This is a genomic window from Salinibacterium sp. TMP30, from assembly GCF_038397785.1.
GTDB lineage: Bacteria > Actinomycetota > Actinomycetes > Actinomycetales > Microbacteriaceae > Rhodoglobus.
The window spans coordinates 580,708-599,046 of the sequence record NZ_CP151642.1 but is presented as its reverse complement, the minus strand read 5'-3'; the positions used below and the strand labels follow the sequence as shown (position 1 = coordinate 599,046).

Below are 18,339 nucleotides of genomic sequence, written 5' to 3'. Positions count from 1 at the left end.
GCAACGGTGCCCCAGTCGAGGTATCGACCGGGGCACCGTTGTTGCTACCGATTCAGGATCGGTGGCTGTGTACTTACGCTGCGGTGAGCGTGTTTGTTACCGAAATGAGGGTAACGATCGCCGCGTTGATGAAGCCGGCGATGTATGGGTTGTTCGTCTCACGGTAAATCTTGCGCGAAATGACTGCGGTGACGGCCAAAATCAGGATGACCGGGAACAGCCAGATGCTAAAGATGCCCGGGAAACCATCGATCGTGTAGCCCGTGACGAAAAACGTCGTGTACTGAACGACAACCAAAACGATCGGTGCAAGAGCGTTGAAGAACGCGAGCAGTGCCGTGTTGATCCACTCCTTGCCACGAACCGAGAAACGGTTGAAGGAGTTGACCGCAACCGAGTTCGCGATGAAGTAGATCGCGAACAGCGGCAGGTACATGAGCGCGATTCCCACCTTGTCAGGCGTGAAGGCCTTGACGGCGATAACCCACCAGCGGAAGTCGGTCTTGAAGAAGTAGTCGAGCACGAATACGAGACCGTATGCGGCAACCACGACAACAACACCGAGTCCGATTCCGTGGAAGAACTTCTTCCACCCCGGCAACACTCCGGATGCGCGAAGGTCGAGACCATTCTTGCGTCCGAATACCAGGTAGGAGACGGTCATGACGATGATCGCGGCGATAGCGTTGATCGCGGCCCAGAAGGCTACGAAGAATACCGCGCCCTGTGGCATGAAGAACGGCACGATGTTGAACGCAATCGCGCCAACCCAGGGCGTGTTCGCCAGGATCAACCAGCTCCAACCGGAGATGATCGCCAGCACAACCGACCCGCCCCAGAACCAACCAAGTCCCTTGCGTGTTGAGGGAACAACCACCGCTGCCGGAGCGCGCAGACCAGCAAAGGCGCGGGTCGTGAGCATTGCACGGGTAAAGGCGAGCAGGAAGATTCCAAAGCCGATCAGACCGATGAGCGTGAGGGTTTCCTTAACCTGCCACACCTGTGTGCCTGCTGCGATGGGGTTTGGTGCACCGAAAGCTTCCTCAAAGAACTCGATCTGGCTTCCTACCGTGGTGGCCGAGATGGTTCCCCACGGGTGTGTTTCTGCCGGTGTATAGACCACGCGCAAGGCCTGCTCGCCGTCGACGGTGTCGGTGTAGAACTCCCCAGGCTCACGGGTGTCAGAAATCTCATCCGGTGCAGCCCCGAAGTGGAGGAACGACTGAGCATTCGGAGTGCCGATGTAGTCGCGCGGCGGGGTCAGAACAGCACCCTCTGCACTGTAGCTGCGGAAGAAGAACTCGTCGTATTGGTCAGCCACAAGTCCGACATCGCGCGCACCATACAGGTTGAAATACGCGTTCTCGTTCTCAGCATCTGTGTAGACAGGGTCGTTGTCGACGAGCAGCACTGCCGAGATGAGCTGCTGGTCAGCAGCGTTGTCGATAAACATCGAGTAGTTGGCTGCACGAGCACCGTTTGAGTGACCGCTAACACCAATCTTGTCGGTGTCCACGTAGGGGAAGTCGGCGACGAGCTTCACCGCGTCGTACATTCCGGTTCCGCCCAGAGCCAAATTGTCGGTACGCAGCGGCGATGAGTTGCCGTGCCCGTACATGTCGATCGACACAACGACGTAGCCACGACGAGCAAGCTCGACGTAGTTGGCATCTTGCATCTCACGGTTGTTCCACCAACCGTGGCTAACCACGATCGCAGGAACCTTGTTCTCTTCGGTCGCCGTGTCCGGCTTGAAGAGCAGTGCACTCATCATCTGGCCAGACGAGGTTTCCCACCGCATGTCCTTGACGGTGATAGAGCCGGCACCGGTTTGCACGATGGACGCACCAATAGATGCGACCAACATCATGACTAACGAGAGAACGAGCCAGAAGCTGTTCCTCTTAACTAGCGAGGTTTTCATTGATTCCCTACCCCTTCGTGGGTATCGATTGCTGTACGGTTCCGAACGCGACTGACTCGCGTCCATCATGGGTTTGGCAGGTCAATTAGGTCTCCACGTCCTCATCAACCCAGCCCATGGTCTTGGTTACCGCTTTCTTCCAATTGCGGTAAAGCTGATCTCTCTCGAGGCGCGCCATCTGCGGCGTCCACCTCTTGTCTTCGTTCCAGGTCGCGATGACATCGTGTTCGCTTTCCCAGTAACCGATCGCGATCCCGGCAGCGAAAGCGGCGCCGAGCGCGGTGGTTTCGGTGATGCGAGGGCGGATGACATCGACCCCCAACTGGTCAGCCTGAAACTGCATGAGAAGTTCGTTTTCCACCATGCCGCCGTCGACGCGCAGTTCAGCGAGGTCGACACCGGCATCCGCGTTCATTGCATCCATGACCTCACGCGTTTGGTACGCGGTGGCCTCGAGTGCGGCGCGGGCGATGTGGTTCTTGGTGACGTAGCGGGTGAGTCCCAGAAGGGCACCCCGCGCATCCGGTCGCCAGTATGGGGCGAAGAGTCCGGAAAAGGCGGGCACGAAATAGGCGCCACCGTTATCGTCAACTTCGCGGGCGAGGCGTTCGATGTCGGGGGCATCGGAAAACATGCCGAGGTTGTCGCGCAACCACTGAACGAGCGATCCGGTGACCGCGATCGAGCCTTCGAGGGCGTAGACAGGAGCCGCGTCGCCAATCTTGTAGCAGACCGTCGTAATGAGCCCGTTGTCGCTGTGTACCCGCTTGGTCCCTGTATTCAGCAGCAAGAAGTTGCCAGTGCCGTAGGTGTTCTTGGCCATGCCTTCGGTAAAGCACGCTTGGCCGAAAGTGGCGGCCTGCTGGTCGCCAAGGATGCCCGCGATGGGCACACCGGGCAGCGAACCGTGGTCGCGACAATGCCCAAAGACCTCGCTCGAGGAACGAATCTCGGGCAGCATCGACATCGGGATGCCCATGTCTGCAGCGATATCTTCTCTCCACTGCAGGGTGTCGAGATCCATCAACATGGTGCGGGAGGCGTTGGTGACATCGGTCGCGTGCAGTCCCCCGTCGATTCCGCCGGTGAGGTTCCAGAGCAGCCAGGTGTCGATAGTTCCAAACAAGAGTTCACCGCGGTCGGCAGCCTCTTGGGCACCGTCAACGTAGCGGAGAATCCAAGTGACCTTGGGTCCGGCAAAGTAGGGCGCAAGAGGAAGACCCGTAATGGTCTTGTACTTGTCGAGACCGTCGCTGCCCGCGAGTTCATTCACGATATGCTGCGTTCGAGTGTCTTGCCACACGATGGCGTTTGTTGTTGGCTCGCCGGTGATCTTGTTCCAGACCACGGTCGTCTCGCGCTGGTTGGTGATGCCCACCGCAGCGATGTCTTGGTACGTGAGGTTGGCGCGGGAGAGCGAAAGACCAACGGTCTCGCGAACGTTGTTCCAGATCTCGATGGGGTCGTGCTCGACCCAGCCTGCGCGCGGAAAAATCTGCTCATGTTCGAGCTGACCGCTTGAGACGATACGCGCTTCATGATCAAAGATAATCGAGCGTGAGCTCGTCGTTCCTTGGTCAATCGACAAAATGTACTGTGTCATTTTCGGCGTATCTCCATTGATCGTCAGGGTGCGTTCGGGGCGCTGTTGGTGCGGACTACGGGTGCTGAGGTTGCTGGGTATCGTCGGTGGCAGGTGACGCGAGCGGCACGATCTGGGGTGCTGCTTCACGAACGTCAGACGCACTTTCGTCATCACGAGTGCGAGCCGCAGCCGCTACGGCATCCGCCATCTGGTGGTAGACAGCAACTTCGTGCGCGGTAGTCTGCTCATCCCAGCCCAGCAGTTTCGCGGCAGTTTCTGCGACCTCGGGCACGGCCGCAACCGCCTCGTTGAGGTATTCGTAGTTCATGCGAGTGCGGCGCACCATGAGGTCTTCGAGGTGCAGCGCGCCCTCGTGGGTGATCGCATAGACAATCTCGGCACGCAGGTACGCGGATGCGTGTTCGAGTGGCTGCGACATTATCGGCTCTGCGTCGGCAATCGCCGCGATCTCCGAAATCTTCGCCCCATAGCGGTGCAACAGGTGGTCGATCATCTGCTCGCTCCAGCCGAAACGCTCGCCCAGGGCGGGCGCGTTGTCACGAGCCTCGTCGAGACCATTAGCTCCGATCAGAGCCACAGATGCTGTCGTTGACGGATTCGCTTTGGCTGCGTCCTTGCCGAGCGCAAAGTCGACCGCGTCTTTCGCCATCACGCGGTAGGTGGTGAACTTGCCGCCAGCGATCACGGTCAGGCCAGGAATGGGCGAGGCGACGGTGTGCTCACGCGAGACCTTCGCAGAGTTGGTGCCCTCCATGGTGCCCGGCTGGAGTAGCGGACGAAGTCCGGCCCAGGTGCCGATCACATCGGAGCGATCGATGGGGTTAGCAAGCACCGCGTTGGCTTCGGCGATGACGTAGTCAATGTCATCCGCGGTAGCAGCCGGGTTGAGCAGGTTCTCTTTCCACGGGGTATCGGTGGTGCCGATGACCCAGTAGCGCGACCACGGGATCACGAACAGTACGCTCTTGGAGGTCTGCAGGATGAGGCCCGCCTCACCCGAGATGCGTTCGCGCGGAACAACAATGTGGATGCCCTTGGACGCGAGCACCTTTAACCCGCCACTTTCGTGAGCGAGGGCCTGAGTCTCGCCCGTCCACACGCCGGTGGAGTTGATCACGGCTTTCGCGCGAACGGGGAACGTCGTGCCCGTTTCGAGATCGATGAGGATTGCGCCGTTGACGACACCCTTTTTGGTCTGAGTGATTTCGACGACCTGTGTACGGCTTGCAGCGTGCGCACCGTGGGCGTGAGCGGTGCGAATAACGTTGACAACGTAGCGTGCGTCGTCAACATTCGCGTCCCAGTACTCGATGGCGCCGACGGCGGCATCGTGTGCGAGTCCGGGGAAGCGCTCGGCAAGCTGTTTGCGTGACAGGTGGCGGTGCCACGGCACACTCCGCTTACCCTTCACGCTCTTCGTGGTTACCGTGGCGAGGAAGTCGTAGAGCGCAATTCCGGCGCCAACAAACGCGCGCTCCCACACGTGGTGGCGAAGAGGGTAGAGGAACGGCAGTGGGCGCACGAGGTGTGGGGCCACAGCATTCAACAGCAGGTCGCGCTCGGTGAGCGCCTCATGCACGAGCTTGAAATCCAACATCTGCAGGTAGCGCAGGCCGCCGTGAATCAGCTTGCTGGCGCGGCTGGATGAGCCGGCAGCCCAGTCTTGGGCCTCAACGACGACGGTGTCGAGACCGCGGGTGGCGGCATCCAGTGCAATTCCCGCTCCGGTGATTCCGCCGCCAATGACAAGTACATCAAGCTCACGGCCGGGCTGCGTGCTGTCGACAAGGCGCTGAATCGCGCTGTCGCGGGTTGCTCGGGTGAGGGACTCGTCAGTCATGAAAGCTGTGTTTCTTTCTGGTGATGGTTTGCTCGAGGTGATGCTGTGAATCGTCTGGGATGAACCAATTAGTGCAGCGTATTACGCTGGCAGTACCGAATGACAAACTGAGCAGCACATCTGCACGAACGTGCAAGGATGGACGACATGGAACGCGAAGAGGCAATGCTGGCCGCATCGTCGATGTATTACCTGCAAGACATCAAGATGGATACCATCGCCAACCACCTGCACATGTCACGGTCGAGTGTCTCTCGCCTCCTTCGCGATGCACGTGAAAGTGGACTCGTCGAAATCTCGCTCCGACCTACCCCAACTCGCGGCCCCGGACTCGCAAAAAGGATCGAAGCGTGCTTCGGAATCGAAGCTCACGTTGTGCCCGTTGCTGACCTCGCTGACGAAGCCGAACGGCTCGATCAGGTGGCAAAAGCCACCGCGCGTATCGTGACCGGATGGTTCGATTCCGACATGATTATGGGTGTTGCTTGGGGCACAACTCTCGCGGCAATCGCACGCCACTTAGGCAAGAAGCCCACCCGCGGAAGCGCAATCGTGCAGCTCAATGGAGCGGCAAATGTGCGCACCTCAGGAGTCGAATACGCCGGCAACCTTATCGCCAGGTTTGGTGAAGCTTTTGACGCCCAAGTGCACCTGTTCCCCGTTCCCGCGTTCTTCGATTTCGCAGAAACTCGCAACGCAATGTGGTCGGAAAGGTCAATTGTGCGCGTGCTTGACTACCAGCGCCGAGCCGACATCGCCCTGTTCTCCATCGGTGCGATCGCGGGCGAAGTGCCCAGCCACGTCTACTCGGCTGGCTATCTCGAAGCTGGCGACATCCAGACCCTCGACAGCGAAGGAATCGTCGGCGACGTCTGCACAATATTCTTGCGCGCCGACGGCACCTACGAAGACCTCTCAATGAACGCACGTGCAACGGGGCCCACACCAGCAGAACTGCGTGAAGTACCCCGCCGCATCTGCAGTGTCGCCGGCGATAACAAGGTTGTGCCGTTGCTCGCAGCACTGCGCGCCAAAGTAATTACTGACCTCGTTGTTGATGAGCAGACTGCCACGAAGCTCGTCGAGCACGTAATGGCGCTCAAGGATGGTGCAGCTTCGGAAGCAGAAATCGCGCTCCGAGCTGATCGCAGTGAACCACTACCGATCAGCAACTAGCCCTGCGGCCCGTTCCCTGCGGCCAACTATTTCCCCGGCTGCGGCTAGCAGGTGCGCTGTGAGCGACTAGTGAACGATGTGCATGGCGCGTGCGGCATCCGTAATGCTGCCCGTCAGTGATGGGTAGACGGAGAATGCGCGAGCGATCTGGTCGACGGTGAGGCGGTGCTCTACGGCGAGTGCGACCGAAATGATCAGCTCAGACGCGTTAGGCGCAACGATGACACCACCAATGACGGTGCCCGAGCCGGTGCGAGCAAACAGCTTCACGAAACCGTCTTTGATGCCCATCATCTTGGCGCGGGGATTCGATGCGAGCGGCAACTTATAGATGGTGCCCTGCACGAGGCCATCCTCGATCTGTTTCTGCGTCCAGCCCACGCTGGCAATTTCTGGCTGCGTGAAGATGTTGGATGCCACGTTGCGCAATTCAATCGGCGTCACACCGTCGCCCATTGCGTGGAACACAGCGGTACGACCCTGCATCGATGCGACCGAGGCAAGCGGGAAGAAGTCTGAGCAGTCGCCGGCGGCATAGATCGACGGCATCGACGTGCGGGCAACGCGGTTGACGCGGATGTGGCCAGAGTCGGTCAGCTGCACGCCGGCCTCTTCCAAACCCAAATTTTCGGTATTGGGCAGAGAACCAACGGCCATCAGGCAGTGGCTGCCCTCGACAGTTGTTCCATCGTGAAGTGTCGCGATAACGCCGTCGGTTGTCGTCTTCACGGATTCTGCCCGCGACTTCGAGAGCACCGTCATTCCGTTGCGCTTGAAGACATCTTCAATCACGCGCGCAGCGTCTTCGTCTTCACCGGGCAGCACGCGGTCACGCGAGGAAATTAGGGTGACTTTGGCACCGAGCGCGGTGTAGGCAGAGGCAAATTCGGCGCCGGTAACACCGGAACCAACGACAATTAGGTGCTCGGGAGTTTCGGTGAGCGTGTAGAGCTGAGTCCAGGTGAGAATGCGTTTGCCGTCGGGCATCGCAGAGTCGAGCAGGCGAGGTCGTGCACCAACCGAGACGATCACGGTGTCAGCGTCGACCTCGTCGAAGTCGGTACCTGCCTTACCCTTGCCGGTTGATACCACGAGTCGCTGGGGGCCATCAAGTCGGCCCTCGCCCTCGATGACGCGCACGCCAGCTTTGATCAGTTGCGACCTCATGTCGTCAGATTGTTGCTGAGCTAAGCGCATGAGGCGCGCGTTAACGGCGGCTAAGTTGACTGTGATCTCGGGGCGAACCACACGACCAGAGTCGCCGCGCGAGTAGAACTGCACGCCAAGATCAGCGGCATCCCGAATCGCATTTGTGGCTTCTGCGGTCGCGATAAGCGTCTTCGACGGAACCACATCGGTGAGCACGGCTGAGCCGCCGACGCCGGCACGTTCAACGAGCGTCACCTCCGCGCCCAATTGCGCACCCGCAAGGGCTGCTTCGTAGCCACCGGGGCCACCACCGAGTATTGCAATTCGTTGGGTGCGCTCGAACTCATAGGCCATAAGCCAATTCTCTCGCGCTTCTGCCCCAGCGACAAACCACCGGCAAACACGTGTGCACTGCTCAGATTCGCGTCGAATGCGGGGGCGTGTTGCAGCCCCCACCGTTTAGAGTGGATTCCATGTCACAGTCGCCAACCTCAAACCCCCTCGACGACCCCACCGCAGACCCGTTCGTAGTCGCGCAATCCGCCGCCGCAGCAATCGCGGAACTCACGGGAGTGGAGAAGCACGACATCGCCCTCACCCTGGGTAGCGGCTGGGGCAAAGCCGCCGACCTCATCGGCGAGACCACCGCGACAATTCCGGCAGCCGAGATCCCTGGTTTCTCTAAGCCCGCGCTCGAAGGCCATGTTGGCACCCTCCGTTCGGTGCTCCTCTCCAGCGGAAAACGCGCGCTCGTTATCGGTGCCCGCACCCACTACTACGAGAACCACGGCGTTCGTCGCGTCGTGCATTCCGTAAGAACCGCAGCAGCCACCGGTGCGAAAACAATGATCCTCACCAATGGTGCCGGTGGCATCAAAGAGACCTGGAAGCCCGGAACCCCCGTGCTTATCAGCGACCACCTCAACCTCACCGCCGACTCCCCCTTAGAGGGCGCAATTTTTATCGACCTCACTGACCTGTACAGCAAACGACTGCGCGAGATTGCTCGATCGATCGACCCCAGCCTCGATGAGGGCGTCTACACCCAGTTCCGCGGACCCCACTATGAAACCCCCGCCGAAGTGCAGATGGCGAAGATCATGGGCGGTCACATCGTGGGAATGTCCACGGCGCTCGAAGCGATCGCCGCGCGCCAAGCAGGCATGGAAATCTTGGGAATGTCGCTCATTACCAACCTTGCTGCCGGCATCCAAACCACCCCCCTCAGCCACGAAGAAGTCATTCAGGCAGGCAAAGACGCTGAAGAACAAATTAGTAGCCTGCTCGCACAGATTGTGTCCGCACTATGAGCGCCGAAGCGTTGAGCACCGAAGAACTGATCGCCGCAGCAAACGCTTGGCTCGAACAGGATCCCGATGCCGTCACCCATACCGAGCTCGAAGCGCTCATTACGGATGCCATCAACGGTGACGAGACGGCGATCGCCGGCCTTCATCACCGCTTTGACTCGCGGCTCGCCTTCGGCACCGCCGGCCTGCGCGGCGAATTGGGCGCTGGCCCCAACCGCATGAACCGCGTTTTGGTCACTCAGGCGGCGGCGGGACTTGCCGCCTACCTGCTGGCCCATGAGCCCAGCCCCAGCATTGTGATTGGGTATGACGGTCGCGTGAACTCTGAGGTTTTCGCCCGCGACACCGCCATGATCATGGCCGGTGCTGGGGTGCGTGCCACGCTACTTCCCCGGCTGCTGCCCACCCCGGTACTTGCCTTCGCTGTGCGCCACCTCGATGTCAGTGCTGGCGTCATGGTGACCGCCAGCCACAACCCCGCAAACGACAACGGCTACAAGGTTTACCTGGGCGGCGACAACCACGGCTCGCAGATTGTTCCGCCCGCAGACGCCGAGATTGCCCACGCGATTGATGTTGTCGCGAAGGGTTCCATCAGCGAACTGCCACGCTCGACTGACTTTGTCACGACTGATGACGGCGTCGTCGACGAGTACATTGCTCGCACCGCTGCGCTCGCCAAGCCGGGCGCCGAGCTCATCTACACCTACACCGCGATGCACGGTGTCGGTTGGGAAACTAGCAAGACCGTGTTCGCGAAAGCCGGATTCACGGCCCCCGTTCTTATCGAAGAACAGGCTCACCCCGACGCCACGTTCCCCACGGTGGCTTTCCCCAACCCCGAAGAGCCCGGCGCGATGGATCTCAGCTACGCCAAAGCCCGAGAAGTGGGAGCCGATGTGGCCATTGCCCACGATCCAGACGCCGACCGCCTCGCGGTCGCTGTTGCTGGTCGTGATGGCGAATGGCGGCGTTTGAGCGGAAACGAAGTGGGAATTCTCCTCGGCTGGCGCGCAGCAGAACGGGCCAACGGGGTGGGAGTTCTTGCGGCATCCATCGTCTCGTCGCCCGCACTGCGCGCAATCGCAGCCGACTATGGCTTGGCCTATCAAGACACTCTCACAGGCTTCAAATGGATCTCCCGTATCGACGGTTTGGCTTTCGGATACGAAGAAGCCCTCGGTTACCTTGTTGATCCCGATAAGGTTCGCGACAAAGATGGCATCTCGGCATCGGTCGATTTCCTGTCGCTTACTGCCGAACTCAAGGCTCACGGTAAGACCGTTCTCGACCGCCTCGATGAGTTCACGGAACGCTTCGGCGCGTTCGCCTCACGGCAAGTGTCGATGCGATTCGACAAGGTCTCGCAGATCGGCGAGATGATGTCGAAAGTACGCGCGAATGCCCCCACCGAGGTAGGAGGACTAACAGTCACCGCATTCGCCGATTTCCTAGACGGTATCGATGGCTTCGCCCCAAGCGACATTCTGCGCATGGACTTCGATGGCGGGGCCCGCGTTATCGTGCGGCCCAGCGGAACCGAACCCAAACTCAAGTTCTATGTGGATGCGTCAAGTAGCGAAGGCGATGGCGCCGAGCGACACGCTGCCGCAGAGGCTGTTGCCACTCAACTGGAGTCGGGTATGCGCGAGCTCTTAGCTTAGGGCCGGGGTCCAGCTGAAGGCGGCCGGGGTTTAGCCGAGCGCATCCTCGAGCTTCTGTTTGAGCTCTGAGGTATCGAAAAGGTTCACAATCACGATGATGTCGGCGTTTGTCTTGCCGATCGCCTCGACAAACTCTTGGGTAGTAAGGATGATTTGCGCGTCCGCGGCAACAACCCGCACATTACTCACATCGGCCGCGACAACGGTAGCTTCAAGATCGAGTGCTCGGAGCGCCCGCTCGGCGTTGACTTTGAGCACTCCGGAACTGCCGATTCCCGCGCCGCAAATCGTCACAATTTTCATGCCAGTGTGACCCCCATAATCTGTTGTACTTCTGCTGCCGAGGTTGCTTCAGCCAGTTGGTCGATCGCTGAGGAGTCGTTAAAAATGTTCGCCACTGCGGCAACGGCCGCTAAGTGCGCCCCCGCCTCAGAAATCGCCAGCCCCAGTACCACCCGAACCGGATCGTTGTGGGCATGACCGAAACGCACGGGCTCGGATAGCGTCACAATTGAGAGCCCATTGGTGATGACCTGCGGGCCCGGGCGGGCGTGCGCCAAGGCAAGCCCCGGTGCAATTACCACGTAGGGCCCGTGATCTTCGATCATCCGAATCATCTCAGCGGCGTACGCAGGTTTCGCAGCACCTGACCGTGCAAGAGCTGCACCAGAAAGCGCAACAGCAGCACGCCAATCAGCGGCAAAAGCACCAATGTCGATCGCAGATTCAGGAAGGGGAGGCAGCGACATCGCTATGCTCTCCCGAAGCCAACGCTGATGGCCTCCGACAGCTCTTCGCGCTCCTCGACGGGCAAGAACGCTGCCGCAGCAGCATTGACCTGGAAAATTTCTAGGTCGGTGAGGTCGTACCCGAACGCTTCAGTGAGCAAGAAGAGTTCACGACTCAGCGTCGTGGCGCTCATGAGCCGGTTGTCAGTGTTGACGGTGACGCGGAATCCGAGCTGGTAGAGCAGGTCGAAGGGGTGGTCGATCATTTCGTCGCCCCACTGCTCAATCGCGCCTGTCTGAAGGTTAGACGAGGGACTCAGTTCCAGTGCGATCTCGCGGTCCTTAACCCACTGAGCAAGGTTGCCAAGCGACACGTAGGTGTTTTCATCGTCTTCGCGCGCGATCGTGATGTCTTCGGCAAGGCGCACGCCGTGGCCGAGACGCAGGGCACGACCATCAAAGAGTGCGCTGCGGATGCTGTCGAGGCCATCCGCTTCACCCGCGTGCACTGTGGCAGGAAGGTAGTTGTGGGCGAGCAAATCGAAAGCATCACGCATACGGCTCGCGGGGAACCCCGCCTCCGGTCCCGCGATATCGAAGCCAAGAACTCCACGATCGCGGTGGCGAAGCGCGAGCTCAGCGATCTCTGTGCCGCGGTCAGTATGCCGCATCGAAGTCAAGAGTTGGCCGACGCGGATGCTGCGTCCGCTCGCGCGAACCGTGTCGACACCCTCTTCGAGACCATCTTGCACGGCACTCACGACCTGGTCGAGATCGAGCCCTGACTGCACATGCTGCTCAGGTGCCCAGCGGATTTCTCCGTAAATGACGCCGTCGTCGGCAAGATCCTCGACAAATTCGCGGGCGACCCGCTGCAGGTTCTCTTGCGACTGCATTACAGCGATGGTGACGTCAAAAGTCTTGAGATAGTCGACGAGTGAGCCGGAATCGGCGTGCTCAGCGAACCAAGTGGTGAGTTTCCCCGGCTCAGTTTCGGGGAGTTCGTAACCGATCTCGGCGGCAATTTCGACGATGGTTTGGGGCCGCAATCCGCCATCGAGGTGGTCATGCAGGGAGACTTTCGGTAGCGCGGTAATGCTTGCGCCGCCTCCGGGCATCAGATATTTATCAACAGCGGCGTTCATGCCCTTAAATCTACCGTGACAATCTCTGAAAGCCCTCTGTGGCTTTGCTGGATGACGTTAAGATCCGGTAAATGCTTCACCGCGGAGAACATCGGAGATTTCTTTCGCCGCGCGAGTAGCCAACTGAAGTACGCGTTCGGCATCAACTTCGCTGAAAGTGGTAGCGACGTAGGGAACCGTGAGTGCGGCTACCGTGCCCGATGCACCGCGCACAGGAGCAACGACGTCGGTGATGCCCGGTTGAAGGGTGTCTGCACGAACGAGGGACTGTGGGCTGTCGGCTGCGAGCACGGCACCGGTTGCTGTGGTTGCGATATCGAAAGCGGCTCCGACGCGAACCCGAAAGCCAAAATCGGCGGGTGATTCGACCTGCGCAATTACGCGTACTTCTGTGCCGTCGATCAGTGCGAGGTTGCAGGACTGCCGGGTGTCTTGTGCGAGTTCTTGCATTACTGGCAGGGCGACACTGATGAGTCCCCGGACGGGCGGATGCTGGTGCGCGAGTTCGAACAGTCTCATCGACAGCACGTAGAGGCCAGACTGCTTGTTGCGGAACACATAACCGCGTCGTTCGAGCGTCGACAACACGCGAAAGATCTGGTTCGTGCTTCGCTGCGTGGCTTCCGCAATTTCTGACTGACTGAGCGCGCCTGAGGTTGCCGCGAGCAACTCGAGAATATCGAGGCCCTTATCGAGAGCGGGAGCCGCATATTCGGGTGCGGCAGGCACTATCGGTCCGCATTCATTGCGGCGAGCATCCGTCGGGCAATTTCGCGGTTGATGGTGTCGGGGACAGGCTGCGCACCGGGTTCGAGGGTGCCTGCTGCGGTGGCGACGCGTTCTAGCGAGAGCGCTTGAAGAAGAAAACCGAGGTCCATCGACTCGATCGAGTTGCCTTTGGGTTCGCGGCCAGCGAGGTTCATCATTCGCCCTTCGGCGATCAGCGTCACGTGGCGGTCTCCTGGCAGATCAATGCGCTCGATGGCGGTGTCGATCTCGGTGGTGCTGGTCGAGCATGCTCGCAGGGCAGGCACGTCGATCTCCCACGGGAAGTGACCGCAGTTCACGAGCATGGCACCGTCGGCGACAACGTCGAAGAACTCGGTGCCCAAGATCTGTGGATGACCGGTGGCCGTGATGAAAACTTCTCCCCACTCGGCAAGGTCGAGAATGTTTGCCACGCGGTAGCCGTCGAGGGCCGCCTCGAATGCCTTGATGTCATCAACCTCAACGACGGCAACTTTTGCACCGAGCGCCCGCAGGTAGTGGGCGACTCCGCGACCGCACCAGCCATAGCCTGCCACCACGAAGCGGCGGCCGGGAACCATGAGGTTGGTGATGCGCATGAAGCTCTCGACGACAGATTGGCCTACGGCGTGCTTGTTCTCACCGATCGCTTTCAACGGGCTGTCATTGATGACAACAATGGGGAACGGCACGTGACCGGCCATTTCGGCACGCAAGCGATAACCACCAGAGGTGGTTTCTTCGGTTCCGCCAACGATTTCACCTGCACGCCCAGAAGCGATGATGCCCGCAGCGAGGTCTGCCCCGTTATCGAGCAGAATGTCTGGCTCGGCGGCTACGACCGCCGCGACGTTCGCGTGGTGCTGCTCAAGAGTGTCATCGCGGCTGCCGAAGATGGTCATCCCCTGCTCGCGCAAGAACGCTACGACGTCGTCTTGAGTTGACCCGTGATTGCCTGTGGCAACGATTTCGGCCCCGCCAGCGGAAAGCGTTTCCAGCAGCACGGCCGTCTTAGGTTCGATGTGCAGCGACATACCAATGCGGTGACCTGCGAATGGCTGAGTTGCGGCGAACTGCGCGCGCACCGCGGCAAGCAACGTCATGCGGGATCGAACCCACGTCAGGCGAGCTGCGGCGCGGGCAACAAGTTCACTAGTCATGACGCCACTCTACATATATGAATTTAATTTTCATATATGCTTCTCGTTATGGCTGAGAAGATAATCCTCGACTGCGATCCTGGACACGACGACGCGATCGCCCTGCTCCTGGCACACGGGAGCCCTGAAATCGAACTCCTCGGAGTAACGACCGTGATGGGCAATCAAACGATTGAGAAGGTCACTCGCAACGCCCTCGCGATCGCCCGCGTGGCAGGCATCACCGATGTACCCTTCGCGCGCGGCGCACACCGCCCGCTGGTGCGTCCCATTGAGGTTGCCGAATCCATCCACGGTGAATCTGGTCTCGACGGACCCGTGCTTCCCGAACCCACCATCGAGTTGGATGCCCGGCACGCCGTCGACTTCATCATTGACACCGTCATGGCGCACGATCCCGGCTCTGTAACTCTCGTCCCTACCGGCGCACTCACCAACATCGCCCTCGCTGTGCGCAAAGAACCCCGCATCGCCGAGCGCGTCAAGCAGGTCGTGCTCATGGGTGGCGGCGTGAACGTTGGCAACTGGAGCGCCACGAGCGAGTTCAATATCGTGATCGACCCCGAAGCCGCTCATATTGTCTTCAACGAGTGCTGGCCGCTGACGATGGTCGGTCTCGACCTCACCCATGAGGCTCTTGCTACTGACGAAGTTGCGGCATCAATCGCGGCCGTTGGCACAGGCCCGGCGCGCTTCGTCGGTGAGCTGCTCGAGTTCTTCGGCGAGACCTACCGCGAGGCTCAGGGCTTCGATCATCCCCCCGTGCACGACCCCTGTGCTGTGGCATTCGTCATCGATCCGAGCGTCATGCAGGTCGTGAAGGTGCCGTTGGATGTCGAACTAACCGGAACACTCACTCTCGGAATGACCGTGGCTGATTTTCGCGCGCCAGCCCCCGCTGACTGCACGACTCAGGTCGCTCGCAAACTTGACCATCCCAAGTTCTGGGGAATGGTTGTTGATGCCCTTGAGCGTATCGGTGATCCGCAGCTCTAGCCCACAGTGGAAGGCCACCGCTTCCTGAGTGCAGCGGGGTGCGCTAGGCCGCGGCGAGCTCCCGCGCGCGACGCTTACGGGCACGGAGGTCGGCAACTCCGATCAGCATGGCGATCGAGAAGAACAGGGTTGTCGCGATCATTCCCACACCATAGGCGTGGTGGTAAAGGTCGAGGTTGCTTTCGCCACTATTGCGCTCGTTGTAGAGCGTCGAGTAGAACAGCGAGAGTGCGACGGCGGTGCCCGTTGCGGTGCCGATTCGTTGACCCAGTTGCCCGACGGAGCCGGCGAGCCCACCCTCACGTGGCGGGATGTCGTGCAGCGTCAGCGTCTGGTTGGGCGAAATAACGAGTCCTCCACCGGTTCCGCCGATGAACAGGGCAGCAGCCATGGCAAACGGCGTCACCTCGGGCGGTGTGAGAATCGCTGCGGCCATGAGCGCGCCGAGGCCGACCAGAAGAATCGCGAGGCCCACGACAACGAGGGAACGCCCATAGCGTTCGACCAGGATTCCGCCTCGCCACGATGCGACCGCACTCGTGAGCGCGAACCCGATCGTCACCATTCCGGCAAATACGGGTTCAAGACCTAGGCCGAGCTGAAGGTAGAGCGTCGTCAACAGGAACATGGCGGGCATCGCCGCGAAGTAGACGGTGGCCAGCATGGTGCCATTGCGAAAAGAACTGACCCGGAAGAGCTTCAGCGGCACGAGGGGTGCACGGCCTCCCGCAGCGTAGCGGCGCTCCCAAGCAACGAATGCGGCAGCAGCCAGTACAAACAGTGCGAGCAGCCACCAGCGGTTCGGGTCATCCGTTGGCGCTCCAGTCGTAAAGAGGAACGGCCACATGAGTGCCAGCACTGTTACACCGAAGATGGCGATGCCGATCGGGTCGAGATCTAATCGCGCATAGCTCGCCTTGGAGGTTGCCGGCAGGATTCGCCACGCCAGAATGACGGCAATGATGCCGAGGGGAACGTTCATCCAGAAGATGTAGCGCCAGCCGTCTTGAGCTCCACCGATGGCGATCATGAGCCCGCCGAGGGTCGGGCCAAAGGCGGTTGCGATGCCTATCATTGCGCCAAACAGACCGAATGCGCGGCCCCGTTCTGGCCCACGGAACAACTGCTGAATCAGTCCAATGACCTGAGGCATCTGGATGCCGGCCGCAACGCCCTGCAACAGTCGCGACGCCAACAACAATTCCGCCGTCGGCGCGACGGCACACGCAATACTCGCAAGAGTAAACACGGTCAGACCGGTCAAGAAGAGAGCTTTGCGCGACCGCTGGTCGCCCAGTCGACCCGCAGGGACCAAGACCAGACCGAACGTCAGCACATAGCCGGAAACGATGAGCTGCAACTGGGTTGAGCTGGCGCCAAGCGCTTCTTCAATAGACGGCAACGCGACATTGACCTTTGAGAGGTCAAGAATCGTGATCGCAGCAACTACAACACATACCCAAAAGGCACGCCATTTATCGGTGTCGCTCAGCACCGCAGGGGCACCGGCGGCGGTCTCATCCGCTTGTGTCATTTGACCAACTCTACGTCAGCGGATGAGCCACTCCATTCAGCCGGAGCGCAGTGAGCGCAGTGCGCGCTAGTCGATGCGTCCAGCGATCAAGGGGCCACCATCGTGCACGGTCTCCCCCGCATCACCAATACGGTAAGCGCCCTCAAGCGACTCGAGTGCGCGGGCGAACCTGGCCGGTTCATCGGCGTGCATCGTGAACAGCGGTTCGCCCTTGCGCACCGTGTCACCGGGCTTCGCATGAAGGTCGATGCCGGCGGCGTGCTGAACAGGATCCTGTTTGCGTGCACGACCGGCACCCAGACGCCAGGCGGCAATACCAAAAGGCAGAGCTTCTTGTTCGACGAGAAAACCATCGCGATCAGCGGTCACAACGTGACTTTCTTTGGGCTGAGGCAGTTCAGCATCCGGGTCTCCACCCTGAGCTTGAATCATGCCGCGCCAAGAATCCATCGCCTGGCCGTTGTCGAGAGCAGCCTCAACATCAGCGTCTGGCAGGCCTACCTGGGCGAGCATTTCACGCGCAAGAGCGATCGTCAGTTCGCGCACGTCGGCAGGACCACCACCGGCGAGAATCTCGACGGATTCGCGCACCTCATTGGCGTTTCCGATAGTGAGTCCCAGTGGAACATTCATGTTGGTCAGCAGTGCGACAGTCTTAACGCCAGCATCCTTGCCCAGTCGAACCATGGTTTCGGCCAACTCACGACTGCGGGCAGCGTCCTTCATGAATGCGCCCGAACCAAACTTCACGTCAAGCACCAGGGCCGAAGTGCCTTCGGCAATTTTCTTGCTCATGATGGAGGAGGCAATCAGGGGAATAGCTTCGACGGTTCCGGTGATGTCGCGCAGGGCATACAGCTTTTTATCTGCCGGGGCGAGACCAGACCCCGCGGCGCAAATGACGCCGCCAACTCCGCGGAGCTGCGCGTAGAACTCTTCGTTGGTGAGGTCGGCACGCCAGCCTGGGATGCTCTCCAATTTGTCGAGCGTTCCGCCGGTGTGGCCGAGGCCGCGGCCCGAGAGCTGCGGCACCGCAACACCGAACGAGGCAACGAGGGGTGCAAGAGGAAGCGTAATCTTGTCGCCCACTCCTCCCGTGGAGTGTTTGTCTGTCGTCTCTTTGCCGAGTCCCTCGAAGCTGAGAGTTTCACCGCTGGCGATCATCGCCAGGGTGAGGTCGCGAATCTCTTCGCGCTCCATGCCGTTGATAAAGATCGCCATAGTCATGGCAGCCATCTGTTCGTCACCAACGTAGCCGCGAGTGTAGGCATCCACGAGCCAGTTAATCTGGTCGGTCGTGAGGGTGCCCTTGTCGCGCTTGGTGTGAATGAGGTCGACGACGTCGAAACGTTCGACGATT

Annotated in this window: 15 protein-coding genes; 4 read left to right on the top strand and 11 right to left on the bottom strand. The window is 60.2% G+C overall.

What is annotated here, in order from left to right:
* Positions 1–73: 73 nt before the first annotated feature.
* From AADH44_RS02930 to AADH44_RS02920, 3 genes are all read right to left on the bottom strand, one after another.
* Positions 74–1,924 (bottom strand): CocE/NonD family hydrolase, encoded by a 1,851-nt coding sequence (locus AADH44_RS02930; RefSeq protein ID WP_341954005.1) that lies wholly within the window; start codon positions 1,922–1,924, stop codon positions 74–76.
* An 85-nt stretch (positions 1,925–2,009) separates the two neighbouring features.
* On the bottom strand, positions 2,010–3,527 hold the full coding sequence (gene glpK / locus AADH44_RS02925; protein WP_341954003.1) for a glycerol kinase GlpK: 1,518 nt from the start codon (positions 3,525–3,527) through the stop codon (positions 2,010–2,012).
* A 55-nt stretch (positions 3,528–3,582) separates the two neighbouring features.
* On the bottom strand, positions 3,583–5,370 hold the full coding sequence (locus AADH44_RS02920) for a glycerol-3-phosphate dehydrogenase/oxidase (RefSeq protein ID WP_341954001.1): 1,788 nt from the start codon (positions 5,368–5,370) through the stop codon (positions 3,583–3,585).
* Positions 5,371–5,517: 147 nt separating this feature from the next.
* On the opposite strand from AADH44_RS02920, the gene AADH44_RS02915 reads away from it, so the two are divergent.
* Complete coding sequence (locus tag AADH44_RS02915) at positions 5,518–6,546, top strand: sugar-binding domain-containing protein (RefSeq protein WP_341953999.1); 1,029 nt, start codon at positions 5,518–5,520, stop codon at positions 6,544–6,546.
* Between the two features lie 66 nt (positions 6,547–6,612).
* Here AADH44_RS02915 and AADH44_RS02910 read toward each other — a convergent pair whose 3' ends face one another.
* On the bottom strand, positions 6,613–8,049 hold the full coding sequence (locus AADH44_RS02910; protein ID WP_341953997.1) for an NAD(P)H-quinone dehydrogenase: 1,437 nt from the start codon (positions 8,047–8,049) through the stop codon (positions 6,613–6,615).
* A 119-nt stretch (positions 8,050–8,168) separates the two neighbouring features.
* Between AADH44_RS02910 and AADH44_RS02905 the strand changes: the two genes are divergently transcribed.
* Positions 8,169–9,005 (top strand): purine-nucleoside phosphorylase, encoded by an 837-nt coding sequence (locus tag AADH44_RS02905; RefSeq protein WP_341953996.1) that lies wholly within the window; start codon positions 8,169–8,171, stop codon positions 9,003–9,005.
* Entirely contained in the window at positions 9,002–10,669 is a 1,668-nt protein-coding gene (locus AADH44_RS02900; protein WP_341953995.1) for a phospho-sugar mutase, read from the top strand. The genes AADH44_RS02905 and AADH44_RS02900 overlap by 4 nt, the downstream gene beginning before the upstream one ends.
* A gap of 30 nt (positions 10,670–10,699) precedes the next feature.
* On the opposite strand, the gene AADH44_RS02895 is transcribed toward AADH44_RS02900, so the two are convergent.
* The 5 genes from AADH44_RS02895 to AADH44_RS02875 are packed head-to-tail and all read right to left on the bottom strand — an operon-like array spanning position 10,700 to position 14,449.
* On the bottom strand, positions 10,700–10,972 hold the full coding sequence (locus AADH44_RS02895) for a PTS sugar transporter subunit IIB (protein ID WP_341953994.1): 273 nt from the start codon (positions 10,970–10,972) through the stop codon (positions 10,700–10,702).
* Positions 10,969–11,418, bottom strand: a complete 450-nt coding sequence (locus AADH44_RS02890) for a PTS sugar transporter subunit IIA (RefSeq protein ID WP_341953993.1) — start codon at positions 11,416–11,418, stop codon at positions 10,969–10,971. The genes AADH44_RS02895 and AADH44_RS02890 overlap by 4 nt, the downstream gene beginning before the upstream one ends.
* Positions 11,419–11,420: 2 nt before the next feature.
* Positions 11,421–12,542, bottom strand: a complete 1,122-nt coding sequence (locus AADH44_RS02885) for an adenosine deaminase (protein WP_341953991.1) — start codon at positions 12,540–12,542, stop codon at positions 11,421–11,423.
* Positions 12,543–12,599: 57 nt separating this feature from the next.
* A complete protein-coding gene (locus AADH44_RS02880) occupies positions 12,600–13,271 on the bottom strand; it encodes an IclR family transcriptional regulator (RefSeq protein ID WP_341953988.1) in 672 nt (223 codons plus the stop codon).
* A complete protein-coding gene (locus AADH44_RS02875) occupies positions 13,271–14,449 on the bottom strand; it encodes an adenosylhomocysteinase (RefSeq protein ID WP_341953986.1) in 1,179 nt (392 codons plus the stop codon). Before AADH44_RS02875 ends, AADH44_RS02880 begins: the two co-directional genes overlap by 1 nt.
* 48 nt (positions 14,450–14,497) lie before the next feature.
* On the opposite strand from AADH44_RS02875, the gene AADH44_RS02870 reads away from it, so the two are divergent.
* Positions 14,498–15,445, top strand: a complete 948-nt coding sequence (locus tag AADH44_RS02870; RefSeq protein WP_341953985.1) for a nucleoside hydrolase — start codon at positions 14,498–14,500, stop codon at positions 15,443–15,445.
* Between the two features lie 43 nt (positions 15,446–15,488).
* On the opposite strand, the gene AADH44_RS02865 is transcribed toward AADH44_RS02870, so the two are convergent.
* Together AADH44_RS02865 and AADH44_RS02860 are read right to left on the bottom strand one after the other, a co-directional pair.
* Positions 15,489–16,979 carry an MFS transporter gene (locus AADH44_RS02865; protein ID WP_341953984.1) on the bottom strand — a complete coding sequence of 497 codons (1,491 nt, stop codon included), beginning with the start codon at positions 16,977–16,979 and terminating at the stop codon, positions 15,489–15,491.
* Between the two features lie 66 nt (positions 16,980–17,045).
* Complete coding sequence (locus AADH44_RS02860) at positions 17,046–18,338, bottom strand: thymidine phosphorylase (protein ID WP_341954895.1); 1,293 nt, start codon at positions 18,336–18,338, stop codon at positions 17,046–17,048.
* Between the last annotated feature and the right edge of the window lies 1 nt (position 18,339).

Bases quoted from the DNA above. Each gene is read 5' to 3' on its own strand.
- AADH44_RS02930 (WP_341954005.1), bottom strand. From the start codon at position 1,924: ATGAAAACCTCGCTAGTTAAGAGGAACAGCTTCTGGCTCGTTCTCTCG.
- glpK (WP_341954003.1), bottom strand. From the start codon at position 3,527: ATGACACAGTACATTTTGTCGATTGACCAAGGAACGACGAGCTCACGC.
- AADH44_RS02920 (WP_341954001.1), bottom strand. From the start codon at position 5,370: ATGACTGACGAGTCCCTCACCCGAGCAACCCGCGACAGCGCGATTCAG.
- AADH44_RS02915 (WP_341953999.1), top strand. From the start codon at position 5,518: ATGGAACGCGAAGAGGCAATGCTGGCCGCATCGTCGATGTATTACCTG.
- AADH44_RS02910 (WP_341953997.1), bottom strand. From the start codon at position 8,049: ATGGCCTATGAGTTCGAGCGCACCCAACGAATTGCAATACTCGGTGGT.
- AADH44_RS02905 (WP_341953996.1), top strand. From the start codon at position 8,169: ATGTCACAGTCGCCAACCTCAAACCCCCTCGACGACCCCACCGCAGAC.
- AADH44_RS02900 (WP_341953995.1), top strand. From the start codon at position 9,002: ATGAGCGCCGAAGCGTTGAGCACCGAAGAACTGATCGCCGCAGCAAAC.
- AADH44_RS02895 (WP_341953994.1), bottom strand. From the start codon at position 10,972: ATGAAAATTGTGACGATTTGCGGCGCGGGAATCGGCAGTTCCGGAGTG.
- AADH44_RS02890 (WP_341953993.1), bottom strand. From the start codon at position 11,418: ATGTCGCTGCCTCCCCTTCCTGAATCTGCGATCGACATTGGTGCTTTT.
- AADH44_RS02885 (WP_341953991.1), bottom strand. From the start codon at position 12,542: ATGAACGCCGCTGTTGATAAATATCTGATGCCCGGAGGCGGCGCAAGC.
- AADH44_RS02875 (WP_341953986.1), bottom strand. From the start codon at position 14,449: ATGACTAGTGAACTTGTTGCCCGCGCCGCAGCTCGCCTGACGTGGGTT.
- AADH44_RS02870 (WP_341953985.1), top strand. From the start codon at position 14,498: ATGGCTGAGAAGATAATCCTCGACTGCGATCCTGGACACGACGACGCG.
- AADH44_RS02865 (WP_341953984.1), bottom strand. From the start codon at position 16,979: ATGACACAAGCGGATGAGACCGCCGCCGGTGCCCCTGCGGTGCTGAGC.